Source organism: Bradyrhizobium sp. B124, assembly GCF_038967635.1.
Lineage (GTDB): Bacteria > Pseudomonadota > Alphaproteobacteria > Rhizobiales > Xanthobacteraceae > Bradyrhizobium.
Map to the genome: position 1 here is coordinate 1,360,964 of NZ_CP152413.1, position 16,640 is coordinate 1,377,603.

Here is a 16,640-nt window from a genome sequence, read left to right on the forward strand (position 1 = left end):
CGATGGGTTTCGCTGCGCTCTACCCATCCTACCGACTGCGGCTAGGCTTTCGCCTTCGCGACCCGCCGCCCGCCGGCATCGAGCGCCCCGAAATTGCCCGCGATCATGTCGGGCGTCGGGATCATGCCGCCGAGCGACCAGCTCGCCGGCTCGCCCTCCTCGATCTTGACCCAGACGTTGCGGCGGAAGTCGGGGTTACCCTGCCCCTCGACCTCGACCATGAGATCGGTAACGCGCTGCAGCAGCGTCTGCTTCTGCGCGACATCGAAGATGCCGCGGACGGTGGAAATGGTGACGTAAGGCATGGTCTCTCTCCATTGCTGAGTTGTGACAACGCAACGAAGATGGACCGGCGCGGTGCAATCAGGCAGTGGCCGATCGGACAGAGATCGGGCAATATCTGCCATGGCCTGCCTGCGCCGATCGGGTAGGATGGCGACAAATTCCGGAGGTCCCATGAAGCTTGCGATCCTCGCGCTGGAAGGCTGCATGCAATCGGCGGTCGCCGGCATCGCCGACATCCTCACGCTCGGCAACCATGTGATGCAGCTGCGCGGCGGCAAGGCGCGCTTCACCTGGCAGACGCTCTCGCTCGACGGCAAGGCGGTGCGCGCCGGCGGCGGCAAGTTGCTCGCCGTCGACGGCGCGGTCAGCAAGCGGACGGCATTTGACGCGATCATCGTGCCGGGCAGCTTGGTCGACCATCTGACCGCCGAGCGCCTGCAACCGCAATATGACCGGGCCGGCGCCTGGCTGCGCCAGCAACATGCCAGCGGCCGCCTGATCGGCGCGTTCTGCAGCGGCGTGCTGCTGCTCGCCAATGCCGGCCTGCTCGACGGCCGCCGCGCCACCATCACCTGGTGGCTGCAGAGCGAGCTCCGCCGCCGCCATCCCAGGATCGATCTCGCGAGCGACGCCGTGCTCACCCAGGCCGACCGCCTGGTCTGCGCCGCCGGCCCGATGTCGTGGGTCGATCTATTGCTGCGGCTGATCGAGCTCGTCGAAGGCTCGGAGGTCGCAAAGGTCTGCGCCGACTATGCGGTGATCGACACCGCGCAACGCACGCAGGCGATCTTCATGCCGCTTGGCTACATGCTCGCCCAGGATCCGCTGCTGATGAAGGCGGACATGCTGGTGCGCCGCACCGGCAAGGCGCCGATCACGGTGCGCAGCCTCGCGCAGGCGCTGGGCCTCAGCGAACGCACGCTGAACCGCCGCTTCCGCGAACTGACCCATGAGCCGCCGCAGGCCTTCATCATGCGCCGCCGGGTCGAGCACGCCCGCACACTGCTGGAGACCACGGCGCAGCCGATCAAGGCGATCGCCCGCGCCACCGGCTATGAGGACGAGAGCAGCTTTCGAAAAGCCTTCCGCAAGCTGACGCTGACATCGCCGCAGGCCTACCGCGCGCAGCGAGCGATGCGAGCTGCGTAGTTGCAAGCCGCCCGAAAGACTACGGTCAGCAATACTGACGAACCCACTGACGTGACGCGAGCCGACACGCAAAGCGGGATGTTCGGAATCGACAATTTGTGGAGTCGGGTGTTCACTTCCGCCAAGGACTCAACAGCAGTCCCCGGTAATACAAGCACATTCATTTTTTTCATGGGGAGAAACGAGATGTCTTTCGTCACGCGACGAATGGCGGCGCTTTCGACCGCCATCATGATCCTCGCTGTCGGTGCAGGCAGCGCATTTGCCCAGAAGAAATACGACACCGGCGCAAGCGATACTGAAATCAAGATCGGCAACATCATGCCCTACAGCGGGCCGGCATCCGCCTATGGCACCAGCGGACGGGCCCAGGCGGCCTATTTCCGCAAGATCAACGCCGAGGGTGGCATCAATGGCCGAAAGATCACCTTCATCTCCTATGACGACGGCTACAGTCCGCCGAAGACGGTCGAGCAGGCGCGCAAGCTGGTCGAAGGCGACGAGGTCTTGCTGATCTTCGCCGCTCTCGGCACGGCCTCCAATGGCGCGATCCAGAAATACATGAACACGAAGAAGGTACCGCAGCTGTTCATCCAGACCGGTGCGACCAAGTGGAATGATCCGCAGAACTTTCCGTGGACCATGGGCTGGCAGCCCAGCTACCAGAGCGAGGGACGGATCTATGCCAAGCACATCCTGAAGGAAAAGCCTCGCGGCAGGATCGCCGTCCTCTACCAGAACGACGATTACGGAAAAGACTACCTGAAGGGCCTGAAGGACGGCCTCGGCGACAAGGCGGCGTCGATGATCGTGATCGAGGATGCGTATGAGGTGGCCGAGCCGACGATCGACACGCACATCGTCAAGATGAAGTCGATGAACGCCGATGTATTCGTCAACATTGCCACACCGAAATTCGCAGCGCAGGCCATCAAGAAGGCGGCCGAGATCGGCTGGAAGCCGTTGCATATCCTCAACTCGGTCGGCTCCTCGCTCGGCGCCGTGATCCAGCCCGCGGGCATCGAGAACGCACAAGGTATCATTTCGGTTGCCTACCTGATGGATCCGCTCGATCCGCAATGGAAGGACGACCCCGGCATGAAGGCATTCGACGAATATCTCTCCAGATATTTCCCCGATGGCAATCGAGCCGATGGCCTGGTGATGACTGGCTACAACGTCGCCCAGACGCTGGTTCAGGTGCTAAAGCAGTGCGGCGACGATCTCACGCGCGCCAACGTGATGAAGCAGGCTGCCAACCTGAAGGACTTCAGGACCACCAACCTGTTGCCGGGCATCAGCATGAACACCAGTGCGATCGACTTTGCTCCGATCAAGCAGATGCAGCTCAGACGATTCAAGGGCGACAGATGGGAGCTGTTCGGGCCCATGCTCAGCGCAGAAGTGGGAGGTTAACGCGATCCGTAGGATGGGTGGAGCGACTTGTCCGCCGTAGCTCGAAAAGCGAAGGCGGAAGTGATACCCATCATCTCACGCCTTGCCTCAGCGAACGCACGCTGAATCGCCGCTTTCGCGAACTGACCCACGAGCCGCCGCAGGCCTTCATCACGCGCCGCCGCGTCGAGCACGCGCGCACGCTGCTGGAGACGACGGCGCAACCGATCAAGGCCATCGCCCGCGCCACCGGCTACGAGGATGAGAGCAGCTTTAGCAAGGCCTTCCGCAAGCTGACGCTGCTGTCACCGCAGGCCTACCGCGCACAGCGCGCGATGCGCGCGGCCTGAGCCCGTAGAATGAGAGCTGTAAGATGGGTAGAGCGCAGCGAAACCCATCATCGCACACCTTGCACTGGCGCGATGGGTTTCGCTGCGCTCTACCCATCCTACGGGCTGCGGTTGCCCGGCTTACCCACCTCCGCGTTCAGGACAGGAGCGGCAGCGCGCCCCTCAGGACATCCTCACCCCATTCCTGCACGAAGTGTCCGGCTGCGGTGAGCGTGACCGGCTCGGGGCAATTGCGGACGGTTTGCCGCATCTCCGCCATGACGGCCGGCCCGAGCACCGGGTCGGTCATGCCGATCACCATCGCGGTCTTGCCGGAGTATTCGCTTCGCCACCATTCGCGCGCCTTGCGTGACAGGGCCGCGCCGCCGGCATTGGGCTGGTCCGGCACAAGATTTGGGAATCTGCGCACACCGGACTTGTAGCTGGCATCAGGGAAAGGTGCGTCATAGGCCGCAGCCTCCGCGGGTGAGAGCTGCGGGCAGGCCCGCGCCATCAGTTTACCGACCGCCATGTCGGGATATGCGTTGCTCCACGCGCGCCAATCCATGAAGCCCTTCGTCAGCGGGCGGTCCCCGGTCGCGAGCATGGTATTCATGACCAGCAGCGCTTCGAAGCGATTGGCCATCTCCATCGGGATGGTCAGACCGAGCAACCCGCCCCAGTCCTGGCAAACCAGCGTCATGCGACCGAGCTCTAGCGCACGGATCAGGGCGATCAGGCTCTCGCGATGGAAGTCAAAGGTGTAGACGGACTCCTCGACAGGCTTGTCGGAGCGACCGAACCCGAACATATCAGGCGCGATCACCCGATAGCCGGAGGCGACGAGGCCGGGAATCATCTTGCGGTAAAGGTAGCTCCAGGTCGGCTGGCCATGAAGGCACAGCGCAACACGGGCATTGCCCCTTCCCTCGTCGAGATAGTGCATGCGCAAACCGGAATAGCCGGGAAGATCGTCACGATAGTTGGGCGCGAACGCATAGCCGGGAAGGCCATCAAAGCATACATCCGCGGTCCGCAAAGCCCCGATCGCCATTGTCCGATGCTCCTCGTTGTTGACGTCGCTCGCAGGATGGGGGGCGAGGACTGGCCGTCACACGCGAAACAGCTTCGCGTAACGCGCCTTGATCTCCTCGCTCTGCGCCTGCACCTGGACCGGGTCGGCCTTGAGCATCTTCAGCTTGTCGAGCGGCACGTGCCCGGCCTTTTCCTTCACCTTGGCGTGGAACGAACGGTGCGCGAACTCGTCGGCCAGCATCTGCTGGGTTTCGGCGCTGAAGAAGTAGCTCTGGAACAGCCGCGCGGCGTTCGGGTTCGGCGCGCTTTTGAACACGCCGCTCGGCACGATGATCAGCGGCGCGCCCTCAGTCGGATAGACCACCTCGACCGGCTTGCCCTGATCCTTGGCCAGCACAAGATTGTAGTCGTTGCCGTCGGCCATGACCGCGCGCTCGCCGAGCAGGATCTTCTTCGGCGGATCGGCAGCCGACTGCACCTGCATCACGCGCTGCTGCGCCAGCTTTTCCAGATACGGCCAGCCGAGATCGCGCGCCAGCACGAAGGTCGCGGTCAAGATCGCGCCGGAGTAACCCGGGTGGCCCTTCACGATCTTGCCGCGCCATTTCGGATCGAGCAGATCGGCGTAGCTCTTCGGCGCCTCCTCGTGCTTCACCTGCTCGGTGTTGTAGCCGATCACCTCGAACCAGCCGCAGGACGTCGCCGACGTGCCATCAGGATCGATCTGATCGTCGGGAAAATGCCTGGCGACCTCTTCGGGCAGATAGGCCGCGAGCCAGTCGTTCTTCTTCCAGTCGAGATAATGCGCGGGATCGGTCGAGTTGGCGACGTCGACGGCATGGATGCCGCTGCCCTGCTCCTGGGCGATGCGCTGGAAGATGCGTTCGGCGCCGGAGCGCTCGACACGGACGCTGATCCCCGGATATTTCTGCTCGAAGTCGCGCGCGAGACGCTCCGCCGTGTTCAATTCGAGCGCGCTGTAGAACGAGATCTTGCCTTCCTTCTTCGCTGCCGCGATCAGCTCCGGCGTCACGGTCTCAGCCGGCGGCGGCGCCGCCCGCAGCGGTTCGGCGAACACCATGCCAGCGGCCGTCGCTGCCGTCACCTTGAGCCAGTCGCGTCTCGACCATTTGCGGTCCTGCATTCCATGCTCCCTGAATCGGGCCGTTAACCGGCCGCGCCATTGTTGTGCAGCCACAATAGATCACGATCGATGGGCCGTGTGCAGCGGTTTCATCGCCAGCTTTGGCGGAACACGCGCATCCAGTTGTCGAAGGCGATCTTGCGCAACGTGGCGTCATCGTAGCCGTGTGTCCGCAGCGCCTGGATCAGATTCGGGAGATGGCTTGCATCCCGGAGCGGAAGGGGCATGAGCGCGCCATCGAAATCGGACCCCAGCGCGACGTGGTCGTCGCCGATCCGCTCGACCAGGTAGCTGAGGTGGTCGACCACCGTCTCGATCGGGATTCCCGGATCACGATGCCCGTCCGGGCGCACCTCGGACACACTGAAATTGAAGCCGACGACGCCGCCCGATGCCCCGACGGCATCGAGCTGCCGGTCGGTCAGGTTGCGGGTCGCAGGGCAGACCGCATGCGCGCAGGCGTGGGTTGCCACGATGGGCGCGGTGCTGATCGCCGCCAGATCCCAGAACCCGCGCTCGTTGAGGTGAGCCGCGTCGAGCATGATTCCGAGCTCATTGCAGGCCCTCACCAGCGCCTTCCCCGCGTCAGTCAGACCGGGGCCGGTATCCGGGGAGCGCGGATAGGCGAACGGCACGCCGTGACCGAAGATGTTGGGTCGGCTCCAGACCAGGCCGAGCGAACGCAGGCCGCGGGCGTAGAGCTGCGCCAACCCGTCCAGATCGGCGTCGATCGCTTCGGCGCCCTCGAGGTGCAGCACGATTGAAAATGCCGCGTCCCGCCGTGCCGCCTCGATCTCATCCACGGTCGTCGCGCGGCGGATTTTTCCGTCGGCGCGGGCCACCATGGCCTCGAGCGCGCTCAGCTGGGCATCGATGGTACGACGCGCGTAGGCCGCATCGAGCGGCTCGGCGAGGCGCACCTCGTACCCGTCGGCGGTTCGGGTGAAATCGCCTTGGCGCGGATGTTCTGCCTTGGCGTACATCGCGAACAGGCCGCCAACCATGCCGCCTTCCCGGGCACGCGGCAGATCGAGATGACCATCCTCGGAGCGCGCGAGAAAATCCCGCCCGCCTTCCCGGTATTCAACGAGGTGCTGAGCCGCGTCGTTATGGCCGTCGAAGATCGCAACCTTGCCGCTTTCCTGCACCGCACCGCTCTCCTTCGCCTTGCCAGCGTCGAGCAGCGTAGCGCGCAGGATGGGATGAGCCAACGGGTCCGCGCAGCGCGCGGCCCGACGATAAACTCCGCGATATCCATCGTGTCGGGGCTTGCGAAAGCGATGGGTCCGCGCGGTGGACTAATTCTTCTCGGGCGGGTTCTCGCGCAGGAAGCGTTCCAGATCGGGCTGCACGGAGTAAGGCTGCGGAACCGGATCGCCCTGAAAGTCGACCTGAAGATCTAGGCAGCGCCGCAGCATCCGCGCCAGCTCGCTGCGCCGATAGGGCTTGGTCAGCAGCGGAATGCCGTGGCCGCCACGGCCCTGTTGCGCCGGCAGCGCGCCATCGCTGTAGCCCGAGGTGAACAGCACCCGCAGCGCCGGTCGCCCGGCCATCAGCGTCTCCGCCAATTGCCGGCCATTCATGCTGCCGGGCATCACGATGTCGGTGAACAGGAGATCGAACCCGGTGCCGCGGCTGACGATCTCGAGCGCGGCATCTGCGTTCGCCGCGACCAGCACCTTGTAGCCGAGGCTTTCGAGCTGGCCCATCACGTAGTCACGGATCGTCGGGTCGTCCTCGACGCACAGGATGGTCTCGTTGCCGCCCCTGACCGGCAGATCGTCCTCCTCGGCCGCGCGCTGCGCGACGCCGTCCGCCTTGGGCAGATAGATCCTGAAGATGGTGCCGCGCCCCTGCTCGCTCTTGACCTCGATGCCGCCGCCGCTCTGCTTGACGAAACCGAACACCATGCTGAGTCCGAGCCCGGTGCCCTGCCCGACCTCCTTGGTGGAGAAGAACGGATCGAAGATCTTCTCCAGATGCGACGGCGAAATTCCGGTGCCGGTATCGGTCACCTCGATCACGAGATGGTCGCCGGCGCGCTCGACGCCGTGCGCCACGGCATCGGGAATCCCGAGCTGCATGTTGCGGGTCGCAAAGGTCAGCGTGCCGCCCTCAGGCATCGCATCGCGCGCATTGATGGCGAGATTGACCAGCGCAGCGCCGAGCTGGCTGCGGTCGACGAAAGCGAGCCAGGCGTTGCGGCCGAGCTCCGTCCTGATCTCGATCTGCGACCCCAGCGTCTGCGACAGCAGCCGCACCACTTCGCCGATCAGGTCGTTGACGTCGGTCTCGGCAGGCTGCAACGGCTGCTTGCGCGCGAATGCCAGCAGGCTCGAGGTGAGTTGCGCGCCGCGATCGGCGGCATCGCTGATCAGCTTGGCGATCGCGGCAAGCTGCGGGTTATCCCTGACGCCGTCGGCGAGGATCTCGATCGTGCCGGTGATCACGGTCAGCATGTTGTTGAAGTCGTGCGCGATGCCGCCGGTCAACCGCCCGAGCGATTCCGTCTTCTGCGCCTGGATCAACTGCTCTTCGGCGCGCCGGCGCTGGGTGACGTCCCTGACAAAGGAATTGATGATCCAGCCATCGCCACGGCGCAGCGCATTGAGCGACACCTCGACATAGAACCGGTGGCCGTCGCGGTGCACGGATGCGGTTTCATAGCGCATGCCCATGCCACCGGTCGCGGTCTCTTGCAGGAAGCGGGTGATGCGCTGCCGGTGTGCAACCCGCAGCTCTTCCGGGAACACCAGTTCGACCACGCGCCGGCCAACCGCCTCGGAGCGCGTCCAGCCGGTCAGCACCTCGGACTGCGGGCTCCAGTCGAGCACGATGCCGTCCTGGTCGGTCTGAACGAAGGCGTCGAGCGCGGTCCTGACGATGGCCTGCGCCATCTGCTCGCTCTCCACCAGTGCCTGATGCGCCTGACGCTCCGCGGTGACATCGCGCAGCACGATGACCGCGCCGCGCAAATTGCCGGCATCGTCGCGCAGCGGCCTGGCGTTGGCGACAAGACAGACAGCCGGTTCCGGCCGCAGGGGTTTGACGATCAGCTCGCAATCGTCGACGTCATCGCCGCGCAGCGCACGCGCCATCGGCGTCTCCGCGATCGGCATGACAGTCGTGCCGTCAGCAAAATAGTTCTGGAAGGTGCGAACGCCGGTCAGGGTGTCAAAACCGGGTTCGACACGGTACAGCCGCCGCGCCGCGGCGTTGACGATCACGATCATCGCGTGCTCGTCGGCGACCACCACCGGATCGCGGATGCTCTCGACGGTCTTCTCCAGCAGGTGCTGCCTGCTGCCCAATTGCGCGGACAGTTCGGCAAGCGTCGCAGCGAGCTGAGCGGCCTCATCGTCGCCACTCGGGCGTATCGAGACCGGCTCGCCGCGCGACAGCGCCTCCGCCGCCCGCACCAACTGGGCGGGGGTTCTGGACTGCGACCTCGCAATCATCTCAGCCGTCATCAACACCACCGAAACCACACCACCGGCGAGCAGAATGCCCGGCCAGGCGACGCCATGGATGAAGCCCAACGCGAGCAGGATTGTGACGACGGGAAGCATCATCCCGGCCGCCAGTCGGCCCGACAAATTCATCCCGACCAACTCATCGTGAGCAGTTGCACCGGAAAATGGAAAAGCAAAACAATATCGAAAAGGATCGTCGGCGCCGGGACAATATCGGGTGGCTTGCGCCTTCTTGCTTAGCCGAGTCCGGCTCTGCAATCCGCCACTTTCGTATCCGTATAAGTACGGAGAACGCCCGCCGATGCCGGTTGAACCGCCTCCGGCGCCCGGGAGTCCAAGCCGGCGGCCCCGATTTAGGGCATCTTCGCGCGGTCGCCGGTGCGCACGAGCCGCCTGCGCTCCGCAAAGTCGCTCGCCGTCTCCCGGGAGGCATCGGTGCAGATCAACGTCATCTACGACCCGAGCGTCGCGTCCGCGCCGTCAGGCTTCAAGACCGCGGTCGCCTATGTCGTCAACCTGTTCGACACCGCCTTCACCAATGACGTCACCCTCAGCATCCATGTCGGCTGGGGCGAGGTCGGCGGCTCCGCGATCGCGTCCGGTTTCCTTGGTGAAAGCGAGGAGGCAAAGGCGCCGGCCTATGACTACACAACGATCAAGGATGCCTTGATCGAAGACGGCACCTCCAGCGCCCAGCTCGCGGCCTTCGCGACCTTGCCCGCATCGGATCCGACCGGCGGTGCAACGTTCGATATCGGGCGCGCGGAAGCCAAGGCGCTCGGTCTGATCGGCGCCAAGGACCCGGCCAATGACGGCTGGGTCGGCTTCGATGCCGCGGCGAACTGGTCCTACGACCCGACGGCCACGCCGGGAAGCAATCAATACTATCTCGTCGGCTCGATCGAGCACGAGATCACTGAGGTGTTGGGCCGCGACTCGCTGCTCGGCGTCAATGGCGAGCACTATGCCAATGGCTGGGGCGTCCCCGACCTGTTCCGCTTCTCGGCGCCCGGCGTCCGCGAGCTTGCGCCCGGCCCTGTCCATTCCACCGGCTATTTCTCGATCGACAATGGCGCGACCAGCCTTGCAAGCTGGAACAACCACATCGCCAAGGGCGATCTCGGCGACTGGGATTCCGGCTTCGGCTCCGGCGGGGGTCCGGGCCCGTTCGGCGATGACGCCTTCAACAATGAAAGCAATTCCGGCGTCATCAACGGCTTTACCCAGACTGATTTCATCCAGATGCAGACGCTTGGATGGAATCCGTCGGCGCCGGACAACTTCGTATTCAACGGCGAGATCTATTTCGTCGCAGCCGGCCATACCGCCAACAACCTCGTCGTGCAGGCGGGCGGCACGCTCGGCGTCGCGGGTAACGCAACCGCCGTTGCGCTTGATGGCGGCAATGCCGAGATCGACAGCGGCGGCGCGATCTACGGCATCATCGTCGATGCCGGCAGCACGCTGACCATCGATTCCGGAGGCTCGGCCGATGGCGTGACCATCGCAGGCGGGCTGGTCGACATCGCGAGCGGCGCCGTGACCGGCGGCACACCGATCGTGTTCCAGGGCGCAGGCGGCACGCTCGAGATCGACGGGCACACGCCGCCGGCCAACATCATCAGCGGCTTTGCCATCGGCGACACGATCGATTTGTACGGCGTCAACATCGGCGGCAATGCCGCGGTCACGCTGCTGCCCGGCAACGTGCTCGAGCTCGCCGAGCACAACAGGACCTTCGACTTCCAGCTCGATCCGAACGACAATTTCGCCGGCCAGACCTTTGGTGTCGGCGGCGACGGCTTTGGCGGCACCGCGATCTTCCTGCTGCCGTCGGTGCTGTCGGTTGCGACCAGCGGCGCCGGCATCTCCGGCGGCAATGGCGACCTCAATGCCGGCCATGCCGTGACCTTCACCCTCAACTTGAGCGACGCCGTCAATGTCGACATCTCCGCCGGTACGCCGACCTTGCTGCTCAACGACGGTGGTGTCGCGACCTTTACGGGCGGCAGCGGCAGCGACGCCCTGACCTTCAGCTTCACTGTCGCTGCCGGCGACAACACCGCCGATCTCGCGGTATCAGGTTTTCTGTTGCACGGCGCGTCGCTGACAGACAGCTACGGCCATCATGCGAGCCTTATCGGTGCGGTGACCAATCCCGGCGGCATCCTGCAGATTGACACCACTGCGCCGGAGTCCTCCGGGGTCAGCGCGGCACCGGCGACCGGCATCGAGACCGCTGGCGCGTCCGTCGCCTTGACACTGGCCTTCAACGAAGCCGTCACGGTGTCCGGCGGCACACCGACGCTCACGCTCAACAACGGCGCGAACGCGATCTTTGATGCGGTAGCGACCGCGGCGCTGCACGATCCAACCAAGCTCGCCTTCGACTATCTCGTCTCAGGGACCGACAATCCCACCGCGACGCTTGCAGTGATAGGCCTCAACGCGAACGGCGCTGCGATCGCCGACCTTGCCGGCAACGCCGCCGATCTCTCGCATGTGAATGCGAGCTTCAACGGCCTGTCCGTCAACGATGCGCCGGCCTTCTCGGCAGACGGCTTGGCCCGTCCCGAGCTGCATTTCGGCACAGCGGGCAACATCGTCCTCGACGCCGCAGCGTCGAGCTTCGCGGCGGCTTACGGCCTCGAATATCTCTATCTCGGCCTGCCCGCCGGCACGCCCTACCCGCCGGTGCCCGACACCAGCAGCGGGTTTCATCTGGTCTAGGCTCGCTTGAAACACGTTCGCGCCTGACATACCGCTGCCCAAACTGTGCGGTGAGCGGGCTAGCTACGCTGCCCGCCGCCGCTCGCGCAGTGCGTCGCCGAATGCCTCGAACAGCGCGCGGTTGATCGGGTTGCGTTGCGGATCGTATTCGGCGTGCCATTGCACACCGAGCGCAAAGCCCGGAGCATCGGCGATGCGGATCGCCTCGATGGTGCCGTCCTCGGCGATGCCCTCGATCACGACGCGCCTGCCGGGCTCGAGGATGCCCTGGCCGTGCAGCGAATTGACCCGAATGGACTCGCAGCCGAGGATCCTTGCGAAGGCGCCACCCGGCGTCAGCGCGACGTCATGACGGTCGGCGAACACGACGGTGGGATCGGGATGGATCTCGCCGTTCTCCAGCCGCGGCATCCGGTGGTTCATGCGGCCCGGGATCTCGCGGATCTCCGGATGCAGCGAGCCACCGAAGGCGACGTTCATCTCCTGCAGGCCGCGGCAGATGCCAAAGATCGGCACGCCGCGCGCGACGCAGGCCTCCGACAGCGCCAGCGCGACGTCGTCGCGGTGGATGTCGTAGGGCTCGTGGGCGGCGCAAGGCTCGGTGTTGAAGCGGGTCGGATGAACGTTGGCACGCGCCCCCGTCAGCACCACGCCGTCGACCACGTCGAGCAAGGCACCGACATCGGTGATTTCGGGGCTGCCCGCGAACATCAAGGGCACGGCACCCGACACCTCGGCAACCGCGCGAAGGTTGCGCTCTCCGACCATCTGGACTGTGAAACGATTTTCAATGCGATGGGCGTTTCCGATCACGCCGACCACGGGCCGTCTCATTATTGAAGTCTCGCGCAATGATTATTCTAAGTTTGCGACTTTGCGGAGACGATCATGCCTTCGAGTTCTCCCCGGATCAACTGCCTATATCTGCACAGGGGACCTTGCAGTCCTGCACAGATTCGCAGCCCTCGAGGCCTCAAATCCGGCCTGGCGCCCCACGGTCGCGCCCGGACCACGGCGCGTCAGCGGCAAACCGGCACGGTCCGCCCAGCTTGATCCTGGCGGGATTTTCGCCAAAGACTGCCGGACACCGTCGCGAAGGGGGAATCACCCGTGACAGACCCGGCTGACAATCGCCTGCAGGCCCGCAACGACATGGCGTGGGCGATCGCCGTCGGCGGCATCGGCATCGTGCTGTTCGCCGCCCTGTTGACCTTCGCCTGGCAGTTCGCGGCGACCCTGTTCCTGCTTTTCGCGGGCATGCTGCTCGGGGTCGCCCTCAATGCCATGACCACCCTGCTCGGCCGGCTGACCGCGCTGCCTCACGCGTTGCGGCTTGCGATCGTCTGCCTGGCGATGGCCGGGCTATTGTCCGGCATCGTGTTCCTCGGCGGCACCACGATCGCGCAGCAGGCCACGGTGCTGAGCAACACGATCAAATCGCAGCTCGGCAACGTCAAGGAGTTCCTCGAGCAGCGCGGCGTCGATACCAGCTATCTTGACTTCACCAATGCCGCCGGCGAGGCGAAGGGCGAAGGCTCCGCCGTGACGACGACGACACCGCCAGCGTCGCAGTCGCATGGCATCCCCGGCGCCGGCGCGCTGGCCTCGAGCGGCGGCGCCATCATCAGTCAGACGCTGAAGGTGCTGCTCGGCACCGTCAGCGTCGTCGGCAATTTCTTCATCGTGCTGTTCCTCGGCCTCGCCTTCGCGGCCCAGCCGAGCATCTACCGCGCCGGATTGTTGTTCATCGCGCCGGCCAAATACCGCGCGCAGGCGACCGTCATCGTCGACCGCATCGGCGAGACACTGGAGCGCTGGCTGATCGCGCAGATCATCACCATGACCGCGGTGTTCCTCGTCACCTGGATCGGGCTCGCCATCATCGGGATTCCGAGCTCGTTCATCCTCGGCATCCAGGCCGGCCTGCTCGCCTTCATCCCGACGGTCGGCGCGATCCTGGGCGGGCTGATCGTGGTGCTGGCGAGCCTTGCGACCGGGTGGATCGCGGCGCTGTCCGCCTTCATTCTGTTCCTCGGCGTCCACGCGCTGGAAAGCTACGTGCTGACGCCGATCATCCAGCGCCAGGCACTCGACATCCCGCCGGCAACGCTGTTCGCGTTCCAGATCCTGCTCGGCGTCGTGTTCGGCATCTGGGGGCTCGCGCTGGCGCTGCCGCTGATGGCGATCGCCAAGGTGATGATCGACCACTTCAAGGCGGAAGATCAGGCGCCGGCGCAGACACCCGCTCCGTCGAACGTGCCGCAGCTCAGTTGAACAGCAGGACGGTACCGACGACCATCAGCATTACGCCGACCAGCATCATGATCGGCCAGCGGCGCCTCGCCGGTTGGTATCGTCCCTGCGCGCGGCGTTCGGCGATCAGCGCGGTCTCGTATTCATCGGAGTCCGAGAACAGGCAGGCGAAGCCGCTGCGCGCCGATGCCGCGTCGGCTTCGAGCGACATCAGGGCTGAATGCGGGTTGCGGGTGCTGATCGACTCCACGCCCGAAAGCATGGGATCGAATGGTTAACCAGTCGTTACCGCGCTCACGCGCGGGCAGGCGCCGGCTTTTGCCGCGCCGATGCCGGCAGGCCGGCGGTCTTGCGCCGCCAGTTCTCCAGCGACAGCGGCAATTCCTCCGCTGCCTCGACGCGGTTGCGACCGCTGCGCTTGGCCTGGTAGAGCGCGGTGTCGGCCGACGCCAGCAGCACCTCGAGCTCGGTCCCGGCGGGTCCACCGGCCACGCCGATGCTGACCGTGGTGTCGACCGCGCCGTCCTCGCAGCTGATGTTGCTGTTCTCGAACGCTTCGCGGACGCGCTCGGCGACCAAGACGCCCTCCTCCAGCGAGCACGGCAGCAGCGCCGCGAATTCCTCGCCGCCGATCCGGCCCGACAGATCGCTGATCCTGAGACTGTTGACGACCACGGCGGAGAACAATTTCAGGATCTCGTCACCCGCGGGATGGCCGAACCGGTCGTTGATCGACTTGAAGTGGTCGATGTCGAAGATCATCACGGTGACCGGCCGGCCGGCCGTGGCCTCCCGCTCGATCACCCGCGTGCAGGCCTCGGTGAAGCCGCGGCGGTTGAGCATGCCGCTCAACGGATCGATCGACGCGGCCGTCTTGTGAACGGCGACCGCGCGGTCCGACACCATCATGAAGATCACGAACACCGTGCCGATCGCGTACAGAACGAGTTCGATCGAGAACAGCGTGACCCAGAAGCTGCTGACGAAGTTCTGGCCGTTCAGCCGCAGCACGTCGCCGACCAGGATCGGCAGCATCAGGACGCAGCCATGAGCGACCGGGATCGCGATCGCAATCCAGCGCCTCTGCATCGAACGGCGGCGCTCGCTCCAGAGTTCGGAGGCGGTCAGCGCGGCGTAGATCGCGACGATCCCGGCGCCGATCGTCAGGCGCATCGCCGGATCCGCGATTGACGTCGCGGCGCCGATCCACACGATCGGGCCGAGTACGAGACCCGGCAGGTTGGCCTTGCGGCCGTGGAAGATACGCGCTGCATTCCAGACCATGCCGCAGGCAGCGAAGCCGATCGCATTGAGACCCAGCAAGACGAGCGGATCGAGCGTCGAGCTGCCGACCGTCCAGAGCGCGACGGAGGCCGCGCCGAGCAGATAGGCGGTGCCCCACCATTTCAGCGCGGCAATGTTCTCCTGCCTCCCGAACAACCAGAGCATGGCGCCGAGCATGCCCGCGACCATGGTGGCGAACAGATAAAGCGTCGATGGATCGAACGACATAGAGTCACCCCAGCCCGGTGATGCAACGTTCGCAGGCGCAAATAATACGGTGATGCAGCGCCAGTGCGAGCCCGCAAGCTAGAAGGCCCGAGTTCCAATTTCGTTTGCACGCACACGCAAGTTTTCATGAAAAACTGCGCTAATTCGCGTCGAAGCACGCCCGGTCGAGCGCAGCAAAAAGGGCGCCTCGCGGCGCCCTCTGCAACTCGATGCACGCGGCAATTGCCGCGAATTTGAGGACTCGAATTAGCGCTTCGAGAACTGGAAGGACTTGCGGGCCTTGGCCTTGCCGTACTTCTTGCGCTCGACCGTACGGGAGTCACGGGTCAGGAAGCCGCCCTTCTTGAGGACGCCGCGCAGCTCGGGCTCGAAGTTGGTCAGCGCCTTCGAGATACCGTGGCGGACCGCACCGGCCTGGCCGGAGAGACCGCCGCCGGCGACGGTGCAGATCACGTCGTACTGGCCGTTACGGGCGGCAGCGACCAGCGGCTGCTGGATCATCATGCGCAGCACCGGGCGGGCGAAGTAGATTTCGATGTCGCGGGTGTTGACCGAGATCTTGCCGGCGCCCGGCTTGATCCAGACGCGGGCGACCGCGTCCTTACGCTTGCCGGTGGCGTAGGCGCGGTTGAACTTGTCGACCTTCTTGACGTACTTCGGCGCATCGGGAGCCGCCGGCTTGACCTGCGAGAGCTGGTCGAGGGACTGCAAAGTATCGGACATTATGCGGCCCTCGTGTTCTTGCGATTCAGGGAGGCGATATCGACCTTCTCGGGGCTCTGGGCCTCATGCGGATGCTCGGCACCCGGATAGACGCGCAGATTGCCCATCTGCATGCGGCCGAGCGGACCGCGCGGGATCATGCGCTCGATCGCCTTCTCGACGACGCGCTCGGGGAAGCGACCCTCGAGGATCTGCTTCGCAGTGCGCTCCTTGATGCCACCGATGAAGCCGGTGTGCTTGTAGTAGACCTTCTGGTCGCGCTTGCGACCGGTCAGCACCACATGCGCGGCGTTGACGATGATGACGTTGTCGCCGCAATCGACATGCGGGGTGTAGGTGGGCAGGTGTTTGCCGCGCAGGCGCATCGCGACGAGCGTGGCGAGGCGACCGACGACCAGACCCTTGGCGTCGATCACGACCCACTTCTTCGTCACTTCGGCGGGCTTGGCCGAGAACGTGCTCATGTGTGAAATCCGTGAAGAGGAAATCGGCGCCGTATGCGCCGAACTGCGGGGGTTTCTAGAGAAGCCGCGGGCGCGCGTCAACGTCGGCGCGCGCGATTTAAATCAACGAAAACAATAGCTTGTAAATATGGTGTAATAATACCGCGAA

General features: G+C 64.9%; 15 protein-coding genes. 5 read left to right on the top strand and 10 right to left on the bottom strand.

Annotated elements, in window-relative coordinates; all coding sequences use genetic code 11:
- Positions 1-41 precede the first annotated feature (41 nt).
- Positions 42-305, bottom strand: a complete 264-nt coding sequence (locus tag AAFG13_RS06285) for a tautomerase family protein (protein ID WP_212314913.1) — start codon at positions 303-305, stop codon at positions 42-44.
- 151 nt (positions 306-456) lie between these two features.
- Between AAFG13_RS06285 and AAFG13_RS06290 the strand changes: the two genes are divergently transcribed.
- The 3 genes from AAFG13_RS06290 to AAFG13_RS06300 all read left to right on the top strand — a co-directional run bounded on the left by AAFG13_RS06290 (position 457) and on the right by AAFG13_RS06300 (position 3,179).
- Positions 457-1,434 carry a helix-turn-helix domain-containing protein gene (locus tag AAFG13_RS06290; RefSeq protein WP_212314914.1) on the top strand — a complete coding sequence of 326 codons (978 nt, stop codon included), beginning with the start codon at positions 457-459 and terminating at the stop codon, positions 1,432-1,434.
- 186 nt (positions 1,435-1,620) lie between these two features.
- Entirely contained in the window at positions 1,621-2,850 is a 1,230-nt protein-coding gene (locus tag AAFG13_RS06295; RefSeq protein WP_342711464.1) for an ABC transporter substrate-binding protein, read from the top strand.
- 17 nt (positions 2,851-2,867) lie between these two features.
- A complete protein-coding gene (locus AAFG13_RS06300; protein ID WP_342711465.1) occupies positions 2,868-3,179 on the top strand; it encodes a helix-turn-helix domain-containing protein in 312 nt (103 codons plus the stop codon).
- A gap of 136 nt (positions 3,180-3,315) precedes the next feature.
- On the opposite strand, the gene AAFG13_RS06305 is transcribed toward AAFG13_RS06300, so the two are convergent.
- From AAFG13_RS06305 to AAFG13_RS06320, 4 genes are all read right to left on the bottom strand, one after another.
- Positions 3,316-4,212: a haloalkane dehalogenase gene (locus AAFG13_RS06305; protein WP_342711466.1), complete on the bottom strand. Its 897-nt coding sequence runs from the start codon at positions 4,210-4,212 to the stop codon at positions 3,316-3,318.
- A 57-nt stretch (positions 4,213-4,269) separates the two neighbouring features.
- Positions 4,270-5,337 carry an extracellular solute-binding protein gene (locus tag AAFG13_RS06310; RefSeq protein WP_342711467.1) on the bottom strand — a complete coding sequence of 356 codons (1,068 nt, stop codon included), beginning with the start codon at positions 5,335-5,337 and terminating at the stop codon, positions 4,270-4,272.
- An 89-nt stretch (positions 5,338-5,426) separates the two neighbouring features.
- A complete protein-coding gene (locus AAFG13_RS06315; protein WP_342711468.1) occupies positions 5,427-6,548 on the bottom strand; it encodes a dipeptidase in 1,122 nt (373 codons plus the stop codon).
- Positions 6,549-6,635: 87 nt separating this feature from the next.
- Entirely contained in the window at positions 6,636-8,909 is a 2,274-nt protein-coding gene (locus AAFG13_RS06320) for a PAS domain S-box protein (protein ID WP_342711469.1), read from the bottom strand.
- Positions 8,910-9,245: 336 nt separating this feature from the next.
- Here AAFG13_RS06320 and AAFG13_RS06325 point away from each other — a divergent pair, with 336 nt between their 5' ends.
- Positions 9,246-11,540: an NF038122 family metalloprotease gene (locus tag AAFG13_RS06325; RefSeq protein WP_342711470.1), complete on the top strand. Its 2,295-nt coding sequence runs from the start codon at positions 9,246-9,248 to the stop codon at positions 11,538-11,540.
- 63 nt (positions 11,541-11,603) lie between these two features.
- Here AAFG13_RS06325 and AAFG13_RS06330 read toward each other — a convergent pair whose 3' ends face one another.
- Positions 11,604-12,374, bottom strand: a complete 771-nt coding sequence (locus tag AAFG13_RS06330; RefSeq protein WP_342711471.1) for a gamma-glutamyl-gamma-aminobutyrate hydrolase family protein — start codon at positions 12,372-12,374, stop codon at positions 11,604-11,606.
- A gap of 276 nt (positions 12,375-12,650) precedes the next feature.
- Between AAFG13_RS06330 and AAFG13_RS06335 the strand changes: the two genes are divergently transcribed.
- A complete protein-coding gene (locus tag AAFG13_RS06335) occupies positions 12,651-13,814 on the top strand; it encodes an AI-2E family transporter (protein ID WP_229168347.1) in 1,164 nt (387 codons plus the stop codon).
- Here the strand turns inward: AAFG13_RS06335 and AAFG13_RS06340 are convergent.
- The 4 genes from AAFG13_RS06340 to rplM all read right to left on the bottom strand — a co-directional run bounded on the left by AAFG13_RS06340 (position 13,807) and on the right by rplM (position 16,492).
- On the bottom strand, positions 13,807-14,043 hold the full coding sequence (locus AAFG13_RS06340; RefSeq protein WP_212314924.1) for a hypothetical protein: 237 nt from the start codon (positions 14,041-14,043) through the stop codon (positions 13,807-13,809). The two genes, AAFG13_RS06335 and AAFG13_RS06340, sit on opposite strands and share 8 nt — an antisense overlap.
- 44 nt (positions 14,044-14,087) lie before the next feature.
- Positions 14,088-15,305 (bottom strand): GGDEF domain-containing protein, encoded by a 1,218-nt coding sequence (locus tag AAFG13_RS06345; RefSeq protein ID WP_212314926.1) that lies wholly within the window; start codon positions 15,303-15,305, stop codon positions 14,088-14,090.
- Positions 15,306-15,551: 246 nt separating this feature from the next.
- Positions 15,552-16,028 carry a 30S ribosomal protein S9 gene (gene rpsI, locus AAFG13_RS06350; protein WP_092114692.1) on the bottom strand — a complete coding sequence of 159 codons (477 nt, stop codon included), beginning with the start codon at positions 16,026-16,028 and terminating at the stop codon, positions 15,552-15,554.
- Positions 16,028-16,492 carry a 50S ribosomal protein L13 gene (rplM, locus tag AAFG13_RS06355; RefSeq protein ID WP_050405657.1) on the bottom strand — a complete coding sequence of 155 codons (465 nt, stop codon included), beginning with the start codon at positions 16,490-16,492 and terminating at the stop codon, positions 16,028-16,030. Before rplM ends, rpsI begins: the two co-directional genes overlap by 1 nt.
- Positions 16,493-16,640 lie beyond the last annotated feature (148 nt).

What these genes read in the sequence shown, in the direction of transcription:
- AAFG13_RS06305 (WP_342711466.1), bottom strand. Translation starts at nt 4,212, where the DNA reads ATGGCGATCGGGGCTTTGCGGACCGCGGATGTATGCTTTGATGGCCTT.
- AAFG13_RS06320 (WP_342711469.1), bottom strand. Translation starts at nt 8,909, where the DNA reads ATGATGCTTCCCGTCGTCACAATCCTGCTCGCGTTGGGCTTCATCCAT.
- AAFG13_RS06330 (WP_342711471.1), bottom strand. Translation starts at nt 12,374, where the DNA reads ATGAGACGGCCCGTGGTCGGCGTGATCGGAAACGCCCATCGCATTGAA.
- AAFG13_RS06290 (WP_212314914.1), top strand. Translation starts at nt 457, where the DNA reads ATGAAGCTTGCGATCCTCGCGCTGGAAGGCTGCATGCAATCGGCGGTC.
- rpsI (WP_092114692.1), bottom strand. Translation starts at nt 16,028, where the DNA reads ATGTCCGATACTTTGCAGTCCCTCGACCAGCTCTCGCAGGTCAAGCCG.
- AAFG13_RS06295 (WP_342711464.1), top strand. Translation starts at nt 1,621, where the DNA reads ATGTCTTTCGTCACGCGACGAATGGCGGCGCTTTCGACCGCCATCATG.
- rplM (WP_050405657.1), bottom strand. Translation starts at nt 16,492, where the DNA reads ATGAGCACGTTCTCGGCCAAGCCCGCCGAAGTGACGAAGAAGTGGGTC.
- AAFG13_RS06285 (WP_212314913.1), bottom strand. Translation starts at nt 305, where the DNA reads ATGCCTTACGTCACCATTTCCACCGTCCGCGGCATCTTCGATGTCGCG.
- AAFG13_RS06310 (WP_342711467.1), bottom strand. Translation starts at nt 5,337, where the DNA reads ATGCAGGACCGCAAATGGTCGAGACGCGACTGGCTCAAGGTGACGGCA.
- AAFG13_RS06345 (WP_212314926.1), bottom strand. Translation starts at nt 15,305, where the DNA reads ATGTCGTTCGATCCATCGACGCTTTATCTGTTCGCCACCATGGTCGCG.